16 protein-coding genes are annotated in these 16,523 nt (G+C 33.9%); 7 read left to right on the top strand and 9 right to left on the bottom strand.

Going from position 1 to position 16,523, the window contains the following annotated elements; translation table 11 throughout:
* Positions 1 to 2: 2 nt before the first annotated feature.
* Together QO182_RS17505 and QO182_RS17500 are read right to left on the bottom strand one after the other, a co-directional pair.
* The gene (locus tag QO182_RS17505; RefSeq protein WP_371563073.1) at positions 3 to 1,400 is read right to left on the bottom strand and encodes a RagB/SusD family nutrient uptake outer membrane protein; all 1,398 of its coding nucleotides are present in this window, start codon (positions 1,398 to 1,400) and stop codon (positions 3 to 5) included.
* 16 nt (positions 1,401 to 1,416) lie between these two features.
* Positions 1,417 to 4,449, bottom strand: coding sequence for a SusC/RagA family TonB-linked outer membrane protein (locus QO182_RS17500; RefSeq protein WP_371563071.1), 3,033 nt, complete (start codon positions 4,447 to 4,449; stop codon positions 1,417 to 1,419).
* A gap of 538 nt (positions 4,450 to 4,987) precedes the next feature.
* Here QO182_RS17500 and QO182_RS17495 point away from each other — a divergent pair.
* The 3 genes from QO182_RS17495 (at position 4,988) to QO182_RS17485 (ending at position 7,115) form a co-directional block, all read left to right on the top strand.
* A complete protein-coding gene (locus QO182_RS17495; protein WP_369764937.1) occupies positions 4,988 to 5,230 on the top strand; it encodes a helix-turn-helix domain-containing protein in 243 nt (80 codons plus the stop codon).
* Between the two features lie 545 nt (positions 5,231 to 5,775).
* Positions 5,776 to 6,606: a DUF4747 family protein gene (locus tag QO182_RS17490; RefSeq protein ID WP_371563068.1), complete on the top strand. Its 831-nt coding sequence runs from the start codon at positions 5,776 to 5,778 to the stop codon at positions 6,604 to 6,606.
* Entirely contained in the window at positions 6,603 to 7,115 is a 513-nt protein-coding gene (locus tag QO182_RS17485; RefSeq protein WP_369764939.1) for a hypothetical protein, read from the top strand. Before QO182_RS17490 ends, QO182_RS17485 begins: the two co-directional genes overlap by 4 nt.
* Positions 7,116 to 7,734: 619 nt before the next feature.
* Here the strand turns inward: QO182_RS17485 and QO182_RS17480 are convergent.
* Entirely contained in the window at positions 7,735 to 8,172 is a 438-nt protein-coding gene (locus tag QO182_RS17480) for a hypothetical protein (RefSeq protein WP_371563064.1), read from the bottom strand.
* 19 nt (positions 8,173 to 8,191) lie between these two features.
* Positions 8,192 to 8,614, bottom strand: a complete 423-nt coding sequence (locus QO182_RS17475; RefSeq protein ID WP_371563061.1) for a helix-turn-helix domain-containing protein — start codon at positions 8,612 to 8,614, stop codon at positions 8,192 to 8,194.
* Positions 8,615 to 9,634: 1,020 nt separating this feature from the next.
* On the opposite strand from QO182_RS17475, the gene QO182_RS17470 reads away from it, so the two are divergent.
* Positions 9,635 to 10,093: a hypothetical protein gene (locus QO182_RS17470; RefSeq protein ID WP_371563059.1), complete on the top strand. Its 459-nt coding sequence runs from the start codon at positions 9,635 to 9,637 to the stop codon at positions 10,091 to 10,093.
* Between the two features lie 352 nt (positions 10,094 to 10,445).
* On the opposite strand, the gene QO182_RS17465 is transcribed toward QO182_RS17470, so the two are convergent.
* From QO182_RS17465 to QO182_RS17455, 3 genes are all read right to left on the bottom strand, one after another.
* Positions 10,446 to 11,138: a nucleotidyl transferase AbiEii/AbiGii toxin family protein gene (locus QO182_RS17465; protein WP_371563056.1), complete on the bottom strand. Its 693-nt coding sequence runs from the start codon at positions 11,136 to 11,138 to the stop codon at positions 10,446 to 10,448.
* Positions 11,131 to 11,589: a hypothetical protein gene (locus QO182_RS17460; protein WP_371563053.1), complete on the bottom strand. Its 459-nt coding sequence runs from the start codon at positions 11,587 to 11,589 to the stop codon at positions 11,131 to 11,133. The genes QO182_RS17465 and QO182_RS17460 overlap by 8 nt, the downstream gene beginning before the upstream one ends.
* Before the next feature lie 325 nt (positions 11,590 to 11,914).
* A complete protein-coding gene (locus QO182_RS17455) occupies positions 11,915 to 12,097 on the bottom strand; it encodes a hypothetical protein (RefSeq protein ID WP_371563051.1) in 183 nt (60 codons plus the stop codon).
* 407 nt (positions 12,098 to 12,504) lie between these two features.
* Between QO182_RS17455 and QO182_RS17450 the strand changes: the two genes are divergently transcribed.
* From QO182_RS17450 to QO182_RS17440, 3 genes are read left to right on the top strand one after another with little or no spacing between them, the layout of a single operon-like run.
* Positions 12,505 to 12,723 (top strand): helix-turn-helix transcriptional regulator, encoded by a 219-nt coding sequence (locus QO182_RS17450; protein ID WP_371563048.1) that lies wholly within the window; start codon positions 12,505 to 12,507, stop codon positions 12,721 to 12,723.
* Entirely contained in the window at positions 12,720 to 13,049 is a 330-nt protein-coding gene (locus tag QO182_RS17445; protein WP_371563045.1) for a HipA N-terminal domain-containing protein, read from the top strand. Before QO182_RS17450 ends, QO182_RS17445 begins: the two co-directional genes overlap by 4 nt.
* Positions 13,046 to 14,032, top strand: coding sequence for a HipA domain-containing protein (locus QO182_RS17440; RefSeq protein WP_371563043.1), 987 nt, complete (start codon positions 13,046 to 13,048; stop codon positions 14,030 to 14,032). The genes QO182_RS17445 and QO182_RS17440 overlap by 4 nt, the downstream gene beginning before the upstream one ends.
* 144 nt (positions 14,033 to 14,176) lie before the next feature.
* On the opposite strand, the gene QO182_RS17435 is transcribed toward QO182_RS17440, so the two are convergent.
* Together QO182_RS17435 and QO182_RS17430 are read right to left on the bottom strand one after the other, a co-directional pair.
* The gene (locus QO182_RS17435) at positions 14,177 to 14,353 is read right to left on the bottom strand and encodes a histone H1 (RefSeq protein ID WP_371563040.1); all 177 of its coding nucleotides are present in this window, start codon (positions 14,351 to 14,353) and stop codon (positions 14,177 to 14,179) included.
* 90 nt (positions 14,354 to 14,443) lie between these two features.
* Positions 14,444 to 16,123 (bottom strand): AraC family transcriptional regulator, encoded by a 1,680-nt coding sequence (locus QO182_RS17430; protein WP_371563038.1) that lies wholly within the window; start codon positions 16,121 to 16,123, stop codon positions 14,444 to 14,446.
* Positions 16,124 to 16,523: the final 400 nt, after the last annotated feature.

Here is a 16,523-nt window from a genome sequence, read left to right as displayed (position 1 = left end):
ATTTAGTATCCTTGATTTTGAGGTAATAAATGACTATTTGCTAGCAGTTCAGACGCAGGAAGTGGAAGTAAATTATCTCTATCTTTCCATGCTGGTTTAATTACACTCAAAACAGTACCTGTTTTTCCAGTACGTTTTAAGTCGAGCCAACGGTGCCCGAATTCAGTAAACAATTCTATTCTTCGTTCTTGTAAGACAGCTTGTGATAGTTCCTCTGAAGTACCAGCAGCCGTATTTGGCAAAGTTGCTCTTTGTCTTATCTTATTGATATCATTTTTTGCTTCAGCTAGTTTTCCTAGATGTATTCTAGCTTCAGCTCGAATTAAGTATTGCTCGTCTAATCTAAAAATGATGGAGTACTCCTGAGATGTTCCTGAATTCGTATCAAGCTTGTATTTAAAAGGGAAATAATACGTGTCCGTTCCATCATTCACACTACCCAACCACTGATTTTTTCTTTGATCTCCAGTTTCAAAGGCATGGAGTAATTCTGGACTTATAGCTTCAATATTTGGGGGCGCACTAGTAAAAATAAAAGTTCGACCTTCTATTGTATTTAAGCCTGCAACACCAGGATGCAATTGCCAAATTGTGGAAGGGCTGTCTTTCAAGAAAACTAAATCCAAATTATCCTGCCATTGGTAAAGGGCTGTTTTATTGATAATAACACTCGATTCATTTTCAGCTAACTGCCAGTTTTCCGTATATAAATACACCCTTGCAAGTAAGGCCGAAACGGTGTATTTATTGGGGCGGATTCGTTGAGCGGAAGTATACGTTTCGGGTAATAGCTCTTTTGCTTCTAGTAAGTCTGCTATAATTTGCTTGTAGACGTCTGCTTGGGTCTGCTTTGAAATCATAGTGTTTGTTTTATAATCGGTATTGGTGATATAGGGAATATCTCCAAACAAGTTCACCAAATTAAAGTGTATAAAAGCACGGATAAACAGCGCTTCTCCCTTCAAGCGGTTTCGATCATCTCCTGTAATGGCTGTTGAATTATCTACACCTTCTACTATAGCGTTTGCAGCGTAAATTTGATTGTAGCTAGAATTCCATAAAACGGAAACCCCACTATTGGAAGGTAGCAGTGTATGATTATAAAAGTTTTGCAAGGGAGAGTCACTAACTCCATAGTAGGTTAATTCATCTGCATAATTTCCTAACAGACTGGAAAGTCCATCAGAATTTCCCGTTATCATGCTGTAATCTCGCATTTGAGCATAGCAGTCGGAAAGAGCTGCTGTAGCCGTTTTTACATCTTGAAAAACGGCAGTTTTGATTAGTTGCGTCTTCGGGAGATCCGTTTCAGTAAAACTATCGCAACTAAAAAGCCAAAGGCATGTAATAACTATTAAAGCAGCCATTAATGCAACTTGTATTTGTCTGTAATATTTCATCTTGTTAATTTTTATGTTATAAACCCAGTTGTACACCCAATGAGATCTGACGCAAGGGCGCTATGAAAAAAGAAGATTGATTTTCAGGATCTGCTCCTTTGTAGTTCGTAAAAGTCAGTAGATTTTGTGCCTGTAAATAGACTCTAGCCGTACTGATAGCCGATCCTTTGGTAGGGATTGTGTACGATAGACTAACACTTTTTAAACGGATGTAAGAGGCATCACTGATTGTTGCACTACTATTGCTATAAGAAGACCAAGCATCGAGCGCTTCTCCGTTTTCGCCAGTAGTATACAATTGCGTTTGAGCGTTCTCCGCATTTACTGGCCAATGGTTTCCTATAGCTGTAGGTTGATTGACCATATCTCCAGCCCAAGAAGTGTTGTAAAAATAATTTCTTGCTTTTTGTTTTACAAATTGGAATAAGAAATCCATGGACCAATTTTTATAGCTTAATTGATTTGCAAAACCTCCAAACCATTTGGGAGCAGTGTCTTCAATCCATTGCTGGTCGTTGGGGCTACTAATTTGTGCATCACTATTATAATCTTCGAAAGAATACAGTCCGGTTTGTGGATTGATTCCTGTATAGTGATATACTTTTTGAATACTTATAGATTGCCCAATGAGGTATCTATTAGCATAGGGGGAACTTTCTAGATTAGGAAATTCTAACAACTTGTTTTTGGGAAGACTCAGATTGAAATTCGAAGTCCAATTAAATTTTTTAGATCGGAATGGTTCGACTCGTAATTCCAGTTCTAATCCCGAATTTTGAACTGTTGCATTTAGATTGGCTTGTAAAGAAGAAAACCCTGTAGTACCCGCTAATGGGATTCCTACTAATTGGTTAGAAGATCGGTTGCGATAATACGCTGTACTTAAAAAAACACGATCGTTGACAAAACCTAATTCTATAGCAATTTCTAATTTTTTATTCGTTTCCCAAGCAAAATCAGAATTGTATAGTCTTGAAGGCTGGAGTCCGATGACACCATTGTAATTGTTTCCTGTAACATCATAGGTGTCTAAGAACTGGTAATCGCCAATTTGATCGTTTCCAGAGGTTCCATAGCTAGCTCTAAGTTTTCCAAAGCTAAGAAAGGGACTAGTATCAAGGAAGGATTCTTTTGAGAATACCCAAGCGGCACCAACAGCGGCAAAATTAGCAAAGCGATTACCAGGTCCAAATCGGCTGGAACCATCGCGTCTGCCCGTTGCATTTAGGATGTATTTGCTTTTATAATTGAAATTAATTCGACCAAAAAAAGCTTGGTACTTGTATTCAGAAAAGGAGTTGCTTGAAATGTTTAAGCGCGATGCAGCTGCAAGATTATAAATCAAACCGTTACTGGGAAACCCCGAGCCTGTTTGTGCTAACTGACTGGATTTTTGATCCTGAAAAGTAGCTCCTGCAAGGATATTGATCTCGCTTTTACCTATTTTTTTAAGCCAATTTAGTTGTGGTTCCATTGTCCATGAATGGCTTGATGCATTGTTGAGGTATAAAGTAGAACGTTCACTACCAATTCCAAACGCAGGGTTATACATTGTGGAAGGATTGATGCGACTTTCCTCTACTCGGTTATCCGTGTAACTCAGGCTCGTTTTTAATTCTAAACCCTCTAAAATTTGATAGGACAGCAATGTATTGGCAATCAGCGCAGCGGTAGTAGCAGTATATCTTCCATTTAAGGTAGCTAGAGGGTTGGTCCAGGAATTCTTTTCCCAGTTGAGATTTCCGTTTGCATCATACAAAGCGGGTGCATTAGGAGCCAGAACCGCTGCCTTGTAGGTAAAGTCAGATGGGGGAAGTATGTTTTTATCAGCAGTATAATTTGCTGAAAAGTTTATTTTGAAACGACCGTCTTCAGTACTGTGAGTCAGGCTGGTATGTACCGCCCCTTTACCGTACTTGGCATCTCCTGGAAAAACGGTGGTTTCCTTGTGCATAGTACCGCTTATTAAGTATTGGGTTCCAGAACTGCCTCCAGATAAGCTAGCCTGTAGATTATTGGTTGTAGCAGTCCTCCCAATTAGTTCTTTTTGCCAATTGGTATACCTTGTTTGATCCCATTTTCCATTGACATCATAGGCATAACTTGGATAAGTTGTGATCCCATCATTTGAGAAAGCTTCACGGCGCATAGACAAGTATTGGTCCGTATGCATTAAGTCTAGGGTACGGGTTAGTGTTCCAAAGCTACTGTAAGCATTTAAGTTAAACTTTGTTTTTCCTGCTTTGCCTTTTTTGGTAGTGATCAGGACCACACCATTAGCCCCACGAGATCCATAAATTGCGGTTGCATCTGCATCTTTGAGTACTTCTATACTTTCTAAGTCAGTTGGATTAATACCGTTTAATGGACTAGTAGTACCCGCAAGTATACCTGAAGAAGCGGAGCTGAAACCCAGCGATTGCGAGCTGTAAGGTACACCATCCACGATGTATAGGGGTGAATTTCCCTCGGTACGGATGCTATTAATTCCCCTAATTTGAATATCAAATCCCCCACCCGGCACACCTGTGGCTTGGGTAATGTTCACGCCAGACATACGTCCTTGCATGGCGGCTAACGGATTAGTCACGGGTTGTTTTTCGATATCCTTTGCCGTGATTTTTGCAATACTTCCCGTGCGTTCGCTTTCTTTGACGGAATAGTAGCCCGCATTAATTTTGACCTCCTGTAGTGAAGTCGCATCTTCTTGCATACGAATAGTTAAGACAGAACGTCCAGCCACAGGAATAGTTAGGGTTTTGTAACCCATAAAACTAAAAATAAGCATATCGTTGGGCGATGCAGTGATAGTAAATTCCCCATCAAAGTCAGAGATAGCTACTTTTTGTTGCCCTTTTATAGTTATGGTCACACCAGCTAAAGGTCCTTTACCATCAGTGATGCTGCCGCTTATTTGGTTTTGTTGTGGTAAAGAGGGCATGGACGGCAGTGCCGTTTTTGATAAAGCAGGGGTGTAGGAGATTAGGAACCCGAAAACAATCAGGTACCAAAAAGCCAATCTCCCCTTGTAAAATGAATTATTTTTCATAATATTGGGTTAGTTAATAGAAACGTTAGTTTTGTTAGCAATGGTCCTCTAGTCAGCCGCCAAGAAGAGTTAGAGGGCCATTTTTTTGCTTTAATAGCCAGTACTGGATTTTTACTAATTCAAAATAATGAAGAATACAGCACAGACATTTAATAGAATTCTTTTTTTAAATCATAGGCAAGCGAAAGTTTATACGGTTAAACAGTAAGGATCAATGCGAGACTGTTAAAGGATGAGGCAGTGCTAAGAATGGAAGTTGAGTAGTGCCTAAATATTAGGCATAAAAAATGGCATGGAACTCAGCTTACTGCCTTAGAGGTACTGGTATACCCGGGAACAATAAGTGAGCCCACGCCATGGGACGTGAGCATCTTACTTATCATTTCGTTCCTTTTAAAATTACCAGTTTTCTAAGACGAAATTCAAAGCGAATGCTTCAAATATTTTAATTGAAGAAACGCAAATCTATGTATTCATTAGCAAATATAATAAAAAAATATAACAAACACACATATATGTGTGGGATTAATATTTTTTTATGACGGAATTTTATGCAGTGATAAAAGATGAACAATATAAGGTGCTGGTTGCCCTTGGTGCTACCATAAGAAGGATTAGAGAAGAAACAACAGATTTTTCTCAAAGCAAGTTAGCTATAGAAATTGGTTTGTCAGAGAATCAAGTTGGTAGAATAGAGAGAGGAGAAAGTAATCCAACAGTTAAAACTCTTATGAAAATTGCTACAGCTTTAAAAGTAGATATTAGAATGTTATTTGAGTAAGTTGATATATAATATAAAAAAAGATGCTAAGGCATCTTTTTTTATTTACTAGAAATACACCGATATTGCAAATTATAATTCCATATTACATTTAAAATTTAAGAGTGTATTTTGATCATAATATAAGGATTCAAAATATGAAATTATTGGGCTAATAGTGTTTTCATTTTTAGGAATTTACCTGAGAGGGAGAATATATGAGTTTAGGAGGGATTATGATAAAAATGATAGTTGGAAGAGTAGGAGGAAGGGTTAGAAAATGCTGATGAGGTGTTTTTTTTATGAGTTTTGTTTCCGTGAAAACCCATTACGAATTAAAAAATTTACAGAATACTTTTACGTCCTGCAATTTTAGTAATATCACTAAAAATGGGTATTGTGAATGCAACTTATTAAGCTTTTATTTACAAACGAAGAGAAATGGTGTAAAGCAGGTTATAACTTAAAAAAAAAAACGTTACTTGTGGATGTTATATACAAGTTGGGGGCAATTTTACCATAAAAATGAGAATATAAAAATATAAAAGCATACAAATTAAATACTTATGCCAAAAATGCATTTCAATAGGTTGCATCTAAATGTTACCGAAAATCAACGTAAAGATGTTTTTATAATAGATGGAATTCGAAGTGAAGCATCAGCAGGATTTAATGACTATTCTTATAAAATAGTCGATGTAACTACATATGAAAATTACATAAAAGGGTATTTGATTAAGTATGACCCATATGGACGTGGCGAAGTACTTGACGAAATTACAGGAACAGTTAAACGAGGTGGTACGGTTAATAATATTGTAGGAAAAGCATTTTTCATAATTAACACCGCTGAAATGATTATTGCTTTTGAAGAGATTAAAAATCTAATTTCAAAAACAATGTTTGAAAGAATGTTCATAAACCTATTTAAAATTAATCATCAAGGCAAAGCATTTGAATTTTTTATTAGTACAATTAGTGAAAAATATTCTTTCATTGAGAAAGTTAGAAATTTACACAACATTAATCGTGTTTCAATAATGTTAGTACCATCTAATCCGAATAATGCTGATTTATGGAGAGATACTGATGAAAGAATGCAAGAAAACAGAATCACCAAATATAAAGAAGTCCAAGAATCTTCAACTAATGAAGGAATTATTATTGATGAAGAAACTATTGCAAAAATGGCTATGTCTGAGGACGGTTATGGTGTTGCAACAGCCCAAGGAAAAGACGAAGAAGGAAATCCAATGACTATTACAACAACATCAAAAAGACAGGAAATAACACAGGTTTTACCAGAAAATATTGAACGAGGAAGTTTTCAAGAAATAATTAATTATCTTAGTCGTACTTTTGAAAGAATTAAAAGTCGAACAAATCATCAAGAATGAGAAGATTTAAAGCAATAATTCTTAGTTGGGATTTTGGGATTACGCTTTTAAGTGTTTTCACAACATATTTAGTATTACCTGAATATATCAATATGAATTTTGCTCTTTCATTTTATAATGTAGCAATGACAGTTCTTTCAATAATTTTCTCTTTGTTTTTTACAGCTATGGCTATAATAATGTCATCTTCTGACAATGATTTCATTGAATTTTTAGAAGAAAAAAATACATTTACAGAGCTACTTTGGTCATTCAAGTTCACATTATTCGTTTTATTTTTAAGTTTAATCTTGTCTATACTTTTATATTCGGGAACTTCGTATTGGATTGAAACAAATCATAATGAAACTTGGCTTCAAGATTATAGGCTACTTTTATTACTACAATTTTGCTTCTTATATGGTATGATTGCAACTTGGTTTTCTATAATTGATACAGTTAAGTTTTCTCAATTTCGATCGGAATTTTTAAAAGAACAGAAAATAAAAAAACAGAAAAAAGAAGAATAAAAACTACCACCAACAGGGAAGTTTTGTTTGCGTGCGTAGCACGAACATTGAAACTCCGGTTGAACGGAACCGCTCTACATACATCCCTTATGGGTTTTTCGATAAGTGTGGAAGAAGAATTTCAAGAGGCTATTGTGCCTCTTTTTTTATACTTGTCTATTCGGGATTAGTACTTATCCAAATGAGAGCAAATGGTTTAGGAACACGAACACTCTAATAGTTCTGTTCTATTTTTGATAAATGGAATAGTATGAAATCATAGGGTTTATTGTGGCTTGGTTTTTAGGTTTTTACTCGAGAGGGAAGATTTATCATAAAAAGGATAGGGGAGAGGTTGAAAAAAATACTGATGAGGTTTCTTTTTTTTGTTTAAGGACATAAAAAATCTGGAGAAAGCTATATAATTCAACCCAAATATCACTAAAAGTGGGTATAGTATTAATAATTTTAAAAGCTTTTATTTACAGCCATAGAAATATTGCTTGAACTATATGGTAAAACTTTAAAAAAGTGTTACTTCTTGATGTTATATGCTAGTTGATGGCAAGTGTACAGCAGAATGGGAAAATACAAGAATTTAACTAAAAACTATAATTTAAAAATAAAAAGTTGTATTTTCTTAATGCAAAAATATTTTTGATAAATCAGCTAAAGGGTAAACTTCTTTTTGTATGTCCGAACCTTTTAGTCTTTCAAACAAAATACCTCTAATTGTAGATAAAGAAACAGTAGCAATGTTATATAAAACAACACCTTTCACATCATAATTACCATTTTGTGCTTTTGTAACAATTGATTTAATTGGAGATACAAAAAATGAAGTTTGCACAATTAATTCAGCAAAATATTCATTCGTTTCTATTACTTTTATTTTAATTGTAATAATAGAATTTATCTTATCTTCTTCTTCAATTACTTTAAAATCAAAACTTGTTTGAAACTCTACCAAAGGGAATTTACTTTTATCAAAACTCTCTAAAAGTTCAAATTGAGAGTATCTAATAACTTTTATTTCTAAGATCTTTAAATTGAAAATTATTTCTTCTATTTTATTCATATCATTTATTTATTACCATTTATACATATTCTTCTTCAAGCAAATAATTCGAATTAGAGTTGTTTTTAAATGAGAACGCTTTAATTGTAGTAAATTCTGCTTTATTGGATTTTAATTCAATTGAACTATTTGTTATTTCAAAAAAAGTAGCCATTGATTTTTTATCTCTTAATTTAAAGTCAAATTCAACGTCGAATTTTTTTTCGAACTTATTAATAAATTGAACGTTTATTTTTTTGGAACCTGACATTAATTGACTAATAAAAGCTTCAGAAACCTCTAAATTAGTAGCCAAATCTTTCTGATTAAGCTTTTTACTATCTAAAAAAGTATCTATTTGCTTTATAATTCTTAGACTTAATAATGCGACATCAAGTTTTTCTCTATTATTATCGACATAACTTGATAATTGATTTTTTAAATTAATCTGTAATTTATTCATTGCTAAAAAAAATTTGGATTTCAATTTTTGAGATTGAATCGATTGTACCTGTTAGTGTCTTATCATTTGAGTTTGATTGTTTTCTTCCGTATCTACATATATATAAATTACGGCATCCATCGTGATTATATATGATTGTGTAAAATCTATGATTATCAACTTTAATAGCATAAATATCTCCATAATCACACTTCCCTTCCCAATTAAATTGAGTTTTATTGTCTATTCGTAATTTAACAGCTTCAATTACAAGGACAAACTTATTTACAGTTTTTTGGCTTCTACTAATTTCATTAAATTTTTTAAACACCTCCGCATTACTCGAGTTCAAATAAACCCTGTATTTTTCGATATCGCATTTATATATTTGTATAAAACAATCCAAACTTAACCTATTAGTTAAGTGCAATATTAATACATTTTATAAATATAGCCTAACAAAACTTTGTTAATTTTACGAAACACTTAATAAACACCAGCAACCAACAGCTATAGTTTCGTTGCGTGCGTAGCACGAACACCCGAGCGTAGCGAACGGATGAAGTAATGAAACTCCGGTTGAACGGAGCCGGTCACTAGCAGGAACTATGGGTTTTTCGATAAATGTGTAAAAAGAATTTCAAGAGGCCATTACGCCTCTTTTTTTTGGAGTAGTTTTTCGGGTGGTTTTAATGTGTTTTCCATCACAATAAAACATAAGTTGCCTTAGCCATAAAATTAACTATCACTGTTCCGATATCGGGAGAGTTTTGGCTACCACCAAGATATCAAGCTGGTGCACCACACTATCAGGCACGCTAGAAGGAGGAGTAATTAGACCATTACTGGCAAATCTATTTCTTCACGTGGTATTCCTAAGTATAAATAGCATTTCAAAATAAAAATATGGCACAAATAAATCCTTACATTCATTTTAACGGAAATGCAGAAGAAGTAATTACATTTATATAATCCTTCCTGCTTAAATTCAGAATAAATGTTTAAATTTAACTTTTAAAAAAGTTTTAAACGAGAAAAATCATGAATAAAATCGCTAAATATAGAGAACAACTATTGTGCTTTTTAGAAAATGAGGAAGAACCTGATATCATATGGGATTGGGTTGAAAAACAACCCGTTCTTGATCAACCAGATATTTTTAGAGAACTTAAAACTATTTTTAAAGAAAAAAACACACAAACAGACACTAATTATAGCTACGAAATAAATGACAACTTCGACGGTTTTATCGAAGAATTTGAAGATTCTATTCTTGATGATAAACTTGCCGAAAACCTATTTATTACTGAAATACAAAGAGTTTTGAGTGATACTACAAAAGTAGAGGAGTTTTTAACTTTCACTAGAAAAGCCTTAATTAATAGTATACTTACAAACGATGATAATAATGAAAGCATATGGATTTTAGTCCATCAAACAATAAAGGCAGAAAAAGAATCGGGCGTTTACGATCCTGATAATTGGAGTGCTATTATGTGATCGCAAATCAATAAAAAAATGTTCTAATATTCCTGCAAGCCACGATATAATTATCCCCCGCTACCGCACGAATCCTTTCGTGTGGTACATGTCATTTATAAACAGCCACCCTAAAACTACGATTATAGCAATCCTTTTTAACCTCAATAACCAGTTGTACTATCATATTTGGGTTATTCTATAAACTTACCCGGCAGAATGGAGTGATAATTTATAAGAACTCTTCAATCTTTAGGCTATTTCCACATATCATTTGCTCTTGCATGATCAGGTTGTCTTTTTTTCAGTCGTTGATAGTTGGTCTCGTATATTAATTCCAGTCTCAGTAGAGGTCGGTAAACGACTAATTATTCTATTGTATAATCAATTTTATCTTTTCCAGTAATATAGGAAATCGTTCTTCTACAACTAACGGATGTATGTGCATTGCTAAAATTTCATTTGCTTGCGGATGTCCTGCAATTAAAGATAATTCCTGTTTTAGATAATTTTTTACTTCAGCGTTTGATGCCAAAATTTCTTCGACTATAGTTGTCCTATTGTCTAAAACGTATATTATATCTTCATAATCATGACTTCCATAAAAATCATTATTTCCCCGGTCTTTAAATGCTTCAATTTTAGTAGCAAGGAAGTAGGGGGCGGGTAGTATGTTTATTTCTAGGTTGTTATCCAGTGTTATTTGCTGTAAATGATCAAACCCTGGTTTGTACCAAGTGTTAGAGATGCCAATTGCTGTATCTTCTGCAGGCATAATATCGATAGCAATATCTTTGTATTTATAACTACAAATGGACTGTCCTTGAGGATCTGGGTAAAAATGCAGTTCAGCCAACCTTTCTTGCATTTTCGCAAATTCGGCATAGTTGTCACCCAAGTTAATTGTCATATCGATATCCTTGGTTGGTCGTATTTCTTCGGCGGCTGGATCATCGGTATATAAGCTTATTACAGCACCCCCAATAAAAACCATTCTCTCACGTAGTTCCTGTAGTCCTTCTGCTACTTGTGCCACTAAGTCTAGATTTATTATTTTATTATACATGAAGGAGTCTTTTTTTAAGTTCTGTTTTTGCCAACTCTTTTTCACGTGTTCTACCCACTCGTATTGCATCGACCAAAGTCAATAGCTCATAAAGGTTCTGATCTTTTAAAGAGGCTTGGACGGCAGTGCTGTATAGTGGCTCTATTGCCTGTCCTCTATCAAGTCCTTTGGCATAGGGCCAGACATAATTTTCGTTGGAATTTATTATTTTATTTAATGGTTGGGCCGAATGCGCAGTTAGAAGCCCTCTTACTATTGGACCAGGTTGCTGTGGAAATACGTAAGAAATACCATTAAGCAACAGCTCTGTAAAGGCTAGTTTGTTGACTTTTTTCTTTGTACTGTCTATTAGTCCTGCATATTTTGAACGATTAAGTGATTGGCTTACTTCAGATTGGCTCATATTTAAATCTTGCGCTATAGTATGATGATACCAGGAGGTATCTCCCAAAGCTATTATTTTGAGAAGTATAACGATATCTTGTGGCTTTAAAGTATATTTTAATTGTGTCATATTGATCGGTAAAACGCATATTGCGATATGCAATATTAGATATTATTAATTTAATATACAAATAATTACCTATGTATATCGCAGATCGCAATATGCAATATGTAAAAAATATAGTTGTTCAAAAAAAACGATGAAAATACTTTAGTTATAAGTAGCTTCCCAGCTTCACATGTGTAAATTAAGTTCTCAATTTATTTACAGGATTAATTACTTCTTTTATGTTGATGGATTTATATGCTGCTGCTTCAGGGAATATTGTATTTTAAGGATCACTTTTCTTTTTTGACCAACTGATTATGGCTTGAGCTATCTTAGAGATGGGTAATATCTGAAGTGTTTTTCTAATTTCTCCAAAGTTTACTTTGATTTTTTTATCAAGCATGATCCAAAATAGGATAATCATCGCTGGAATAAAAATAAAAATTTGTGTTGTAATTGTTATCATAACTATTTGCTTTATGGTTATACTGATGATTCATTAAAAAGTTGAGTCGCAATGAAATAATTTTTCAGTTAGTATGCTGTGATATGAAACTTTCTACTGTTTGCAAGGTATTTAGATGGCATGAAATACAAAAGGACATGAAAAATCAGGATTTAAAACACTGTTATATGTTAGATAGGGGTGAAAGGAAGAGCTTAGCAGTTTTTAGGATTGATACAATAAGGTAGGAATAAGGTACAAAACAAAAACAATTTTAAAATGCAGTTAGTTAAATAGTGCTTTTAAATGCACTATACGATGAATTTTAATGCTAAAAATTATAAAAAACACAAATTAGTGCTTTATAATGCTCTTTTTTGTGCAATTAGTGTTATTTGTTATATATTTGTATAAAAAAGAGCCGTATAATGCACTTCGAGAAAATTATAAAGTCTATAAAAGAACGGAGGGAGGAACTCCAGGTCACTCAGGAAACCCTGGCAGAACTATCTGGTGTTGGCTTAAGAACGCTAAAACAGTTTGAAAGTGGGAAAGGAAATCCTACACTACTTACTTTATCAAAGTTAGCAGATGTCCTAGGTATGGAGGTTCGTCTTCAAGTTAAAAATCTATTCCGTAACGAATGAGAAAAGCAAAAATACTATTTAAGGACGAAGAAGCGGGTGTATTGACACAACACGGTAATCGATCATTTACATTCCGCTATAATGATTCTTGGATAGCAGACCCTAGTAAGCGAGGAATCAGTCTTACTTTGCCTAAAAAGGAACAAGAGTTTAATTCAGAATTCTTATTTCCATTTTTTTATAATATGTTACCAGAGGGGCCTAACAAACAAGTTGTGTGTAAATACAATCGAATTGACCGAGACGATTATTTTGGACTACTGATGATTACTGCAAAAAACGACAGCATCGGTGCTGTTCGTGTTATTAAAATAGAAGAGTTATGAGTCTACCTGAAATAAAATATTGTCCGGGTACATTAGCTGAAGGTTTTGATACATATAGTAGAACCTGTTTGAACAGAGTGTTTCATGGTAAAAAGGTAAATCACGTATTGCCTTACGATTCTCCGGCATCAAATCCTGAAGCAGCTGCGCTTTTTGAAGAAAACCGCAAGCGTATGTCAATTTCAGGAGTGCAGGAAAAATTTTCTGTAGTGCTTGAAAAGAACAAGATAAGGCTTATTAATGAAGGAGAACCGGGTACTTATATTCTGAAACCCATTCCCGGTGCGGGTAAAAAACTAGACCAAATGCCCGCTAATGAGCATTTAACTATGCAAATTGCCCGTCAGGTCTATGGAATAGAAACAGCCGAAAATGCATTAATATTTTTTAAGAATGGTTCTCCTGCTTACATAACCAAACGGTTTGATGTTAAAGAGGACGGTACTAAACTGGCTCAAGATGATTTTGCCTCTTTGGCAGGTAGGACACCACAAACCTACGGAGCCCATTATAAGTATTTAGGAAGCTATTTAGAGTTATTTCAATTAATGAAGCAATATTTACCTGCATATAAACTGGAAGCACCAAAGCTATTAAAAATATTGGTATTCAATTACCTGTTTTCAAATGGAGATGCTCATTTTAAAAACTTTTCTTTACTGGAAACCGCTATGGGAGATTATAGGCTAAGTCCAGCTTATGACCTGTTGAATAGCCGTATTCACATTGAAGATAAAGAATTTGCGTTGGATGATGGACTATTGCCTAAAAATTTAGCTCAAGGAAAGATAAGGCAACAATTCTTTGTCCTTGCTGAGCAGATAGGGATCAGTGAAAAAAACTTTAATGATATCATGGCGTTAATGTTATCACAGTCAGAACTGGTAGAAAAAATGGTAGCTGCTTCTTTCCTTAACGATGCTACGAAAAGAAATTATTGGCAGTCTTACCAAGGACGTTTAAAACAATTGATGAAAGGATAAGCTTTCTATATAGTATTATGTACCACAAAAATATAAAAAAGTGCTGCTGGTAGTTTTTGAACTAGGACTTTAAAAATTTAATTGGCATGATAAACCTAAAAACCTCGATTAAAAAGATTTAAACGAGGTTTTTTTAGGGAAATATTATTTTTTTGATTCTTGTACAGTGACTTTTCTAAACTCTTTTAATAGTTTCTCTAGCTCTAGTGTTGCTTTACGAGCTCTTGCTCCAGCTGCTTTAACACCTTTTTTAGTTAGTGATTCAGATTCGGTTTTAAATGTTTCAAATTCTGCGTTGATTTTTTCGATTAAATCTTTCATGATGTCTTTTTTATAAATTTAAGAGGTAAAAATAGTAATTTATGCTGTCGTTAGAATACTTAGAGTGTAAAATTTGAGTTGTTCTCTTGTTTACGTTACTACTTTCTTTTTTTCTTTATTAAGTTGTGCTATATAAAAAGCTACGGGCATATTGGCTCTTGCTTTAAAAGCATTCGCAAATCGTTGGGTAGAACTAAAGCCAACTTCTTCAGCCAGTGCTTCATTTTTGTACTGTTGCAGAATTTTGCTTTCTTTAATTGCGGTTATAAGGTAATCTATTTTTAGGTCATTAACGTAGGTAACAAACTTCTTATGGCGGTGATGGTAAATAATAAGAGAAAGATACTTAGTATTGGAGTTAAAAGTAGCGGCTAGTTTTACCAAGGTGATTTCTTTTTCTAGGAATTTCTTACCCTGTTCCCACTTTTCTAATTGCTTAATTAATTCAGTAACTGCTGCGGTATTAATATCATCGATTCCAGCATGTTGTATTGCGGTAATTTCTTTAATAGGCTGCACGATTTTATTCATCAGTGCTTCATAATTTTTTTTGTATGTACTTTTCATTTTAAAGTTGCGATAGCTAACGAAAAGAAGAGTTAAGAATATTAGTGTCCCCAGAGTTATGAAGATCAATTTGTTGGAATTTCGTCCATTTACTTGTTGCTCTAATTTTTGGTTTTCAATAATAATGTTTTTATTATCATACTCCTTATTTACTTTGGCGACTAGATAACTGTTAGTTTCACGCAGCAATTGGTCTGCTTTAAGTAATTGGTCTACATAATACAAATGTAGCTTATCCTCTTTTTTTGTTTTGTAGTAGTTGATTAATAATACATAAGTTTGTAACAAATCCCGTCTTATAAATTGTTTACTGTTTAGAATCTGGTCCACTTTTTTAAAATAAGGGATGGCAGTTTCATGTTTTTTAAGTTCCCAATAGCTTTTCCCAATGTAAAAATTCCCTACAGCCTCATTGGCAAAATCGCTGTTTCTTTCTATTTCAGACATTGTACTTTTTAAAATATCAATAGCCTTTTGGTAATTATTAAGAAAATATTGATTCACACCTTCCGAGTGCTGAAAATAAGCGGTCATTTCTGGACAAGCGCGCTTTGCGCTTTCTTTGATTCCTTCCTCGTTAGTTTGGCTACACAAGCCGTAGTTGCCCACTTTATTATAAGACAGCCCCAGAGAATGGAGTGAATTGAGATAAGGTCTGTCATGATTTTTTTTATAGTAGTTTATACATTCTCTCAATAAAGAAATGGCTTCGTCATAAAATCCCATGTTGTTCTTCAGCTGTGCAATGTTGTATTTAACTTTATAAATGAGGTATTGATCATTTGTCTTGGATATATATGCGTTAGCAATAAGATAGTCATCTAATGCCTCTTCGTGTTTCTTATTGGAAAACAAAACTATTCCTTTGGTTAAGAACGCACTACCTATTGCAGCATTATCTTTCGTCTTTTTTGCTGCATATACCATGCTGTCAGCGTAAATTATCCGCATCGAAGAAGGGGATAGGTGCATTAAGTTTTGATAACCGTTTTTAAGTTCCTGCCAGTTGTGTTCCCTTTTCGCTTTTTTGATATAAGTAAATAAGTATATGGCAGCTCTTGTACTGTCATTTTTAAACTGATCTATTCGGTCTTCCAAATAACCAAAATCTTTATTTTGAATTGAGTCTGGAACTTTGAACGAGGTATTCTGAGATTGTATCCACAGTGGCACAAATAACATTAGTATAAAAAATGGCTTCATAAACACATCAATTAAATTTGGGGTAGTTGCGAAACACTCCTTGTGTATCAAGATATAGGTACTGGAATCTTTTCCACAAAGGGTATTTCAAAAATACTATAATCTACTGATAAATAGTGTCTTATTGGTTCAAAAAAACTGTATGGATTTCGTGAAAATCCATAGTTATTATCGTGAAAACCCACCACTATAGTGTTGTGCGGGTACTTTAGAGCATATAGATTTGCTTCGAATTCAAAAGCGAAAAATTTAGCATCGTGCTAAATAAAGGTTCTGCTTACCCGGGTAAATGAACAGAGAAATTATTCTCAGTCACATTTTATAAGCTGGATTCAAGTTACTAATGCAACTTTTTGGTTAAACATATAATTTGGTGTTTCAAAATTAAATCTTTTTCTCG

It is taken from the genome of Flavobacterium sp. Arc2 (assembly GCF_041431385.1).
Classification (GTDB): Bacteria; Bacteroidota; Bacteroidia; order Flavobacteriales; family Flavobacteriaceae; genus Flavobacterium.
This window is presented reverse-complemented; position numbering and strand designations above follow the sequence as displayed.

Coding starts and splice junctions, on each gene's coding strand:
- QO182_RS17470 (WP_371563059.1), top strand. CDS start 9,635: ATGAATAAAATCGCTAAATATAGAGAACAACTATTGTGCTTTTTAGAA.
- QO182_RS17450 (WP_371563048.1), top strand. CDS start 12,505: ATGCACTTCGAGAAAATTATAAAGTCTATAAAAGAACGGAGGGAGGAA.
- QO182_RS17500 (WP_371563071.1), bottom strand. CDS start 4,449: ATGAAAAATAATTCATTTTACAAGGGGAGATTGGCTTTTTGGTACCTG.
- QO182_RS17440 (WP_371563043.1), top strand. CDS start 13,046: ATGAGTCTACCTGAAATAAAATATTGTCCGGGTACATTAGCTGAAGGT.
- QO182_RS17485 (WP_369764939.1), top strand. CDS start 6,603: ATGAGAAGATTTAAAGCAATAATTCTTAGTTGGGATTTTGGGATTACG.
- QO182_RS17505 (WP_371563073.1), bottom strand. CDS start 1,400: ATGAAATATTACAGACAAATACAAGTTGCATTAATGGCTGCTTTAATA.
- QO182_RS17490 (WP_371563068.1), top strand. CDS start 5,776: ATGCCAAAAATGCATTTCAATAGGTTGCATCTAAATGTTACCGAAAAT.
- QO182_RS17455 (WP_371563051.1), bottom strand. CDS start 12,097: ATGATAACAATTACAACACAAATTTTTATTTTTATTCCAGCGATGATT.
- QO182_RS17495 (WP_369764937.1), top strand. CDS start 4,988: ATGACGGAATTTTATGCAGTGATAAAAGATGAACAATATAAGGTGCTG.
- QO182_RS17430 (WP_371563038.1), bottom strand. CDS start 16,123: ATGAAGCCATTTTTTATACTAATGTTATTTGTGCCACTGTGGATACAA.
- QO182_RS17445 (WP_371563045.1), top strand. CDS start 12,720: ATGAGAAAAGCAAAAATACTATTTAAGGACGAAGAAGCGGGTGTATTG.
- QO182_RS17475 (WP_371563061.1), bottom strand. CDS start 8,614: ATGAATAAATTACAGATTAATTTAAAAAATCAATTATCAAGTTATGTC.
- QO182_RS17465 (WP_371563056.1), bottom strand. CDS start 11,138: ATGTATAATAAAATAATAAATCTAGACTTAGTGGCACAAGTAGCAGAA.
- QO182_RS17480 (WP_371563064.1), bottom strand. CDS start 8,172: ATGAATAAAATAGAAGAAATAATTTTCAATTTAAAGATCTTAGAAATA.
- QO182_RS17435 (WP_371563040.1), bottom strand. CDS start 14,353: ATGAAAGATTTAATCGAAAAAATCAACGCAGAATTTGAAACATTTAAA.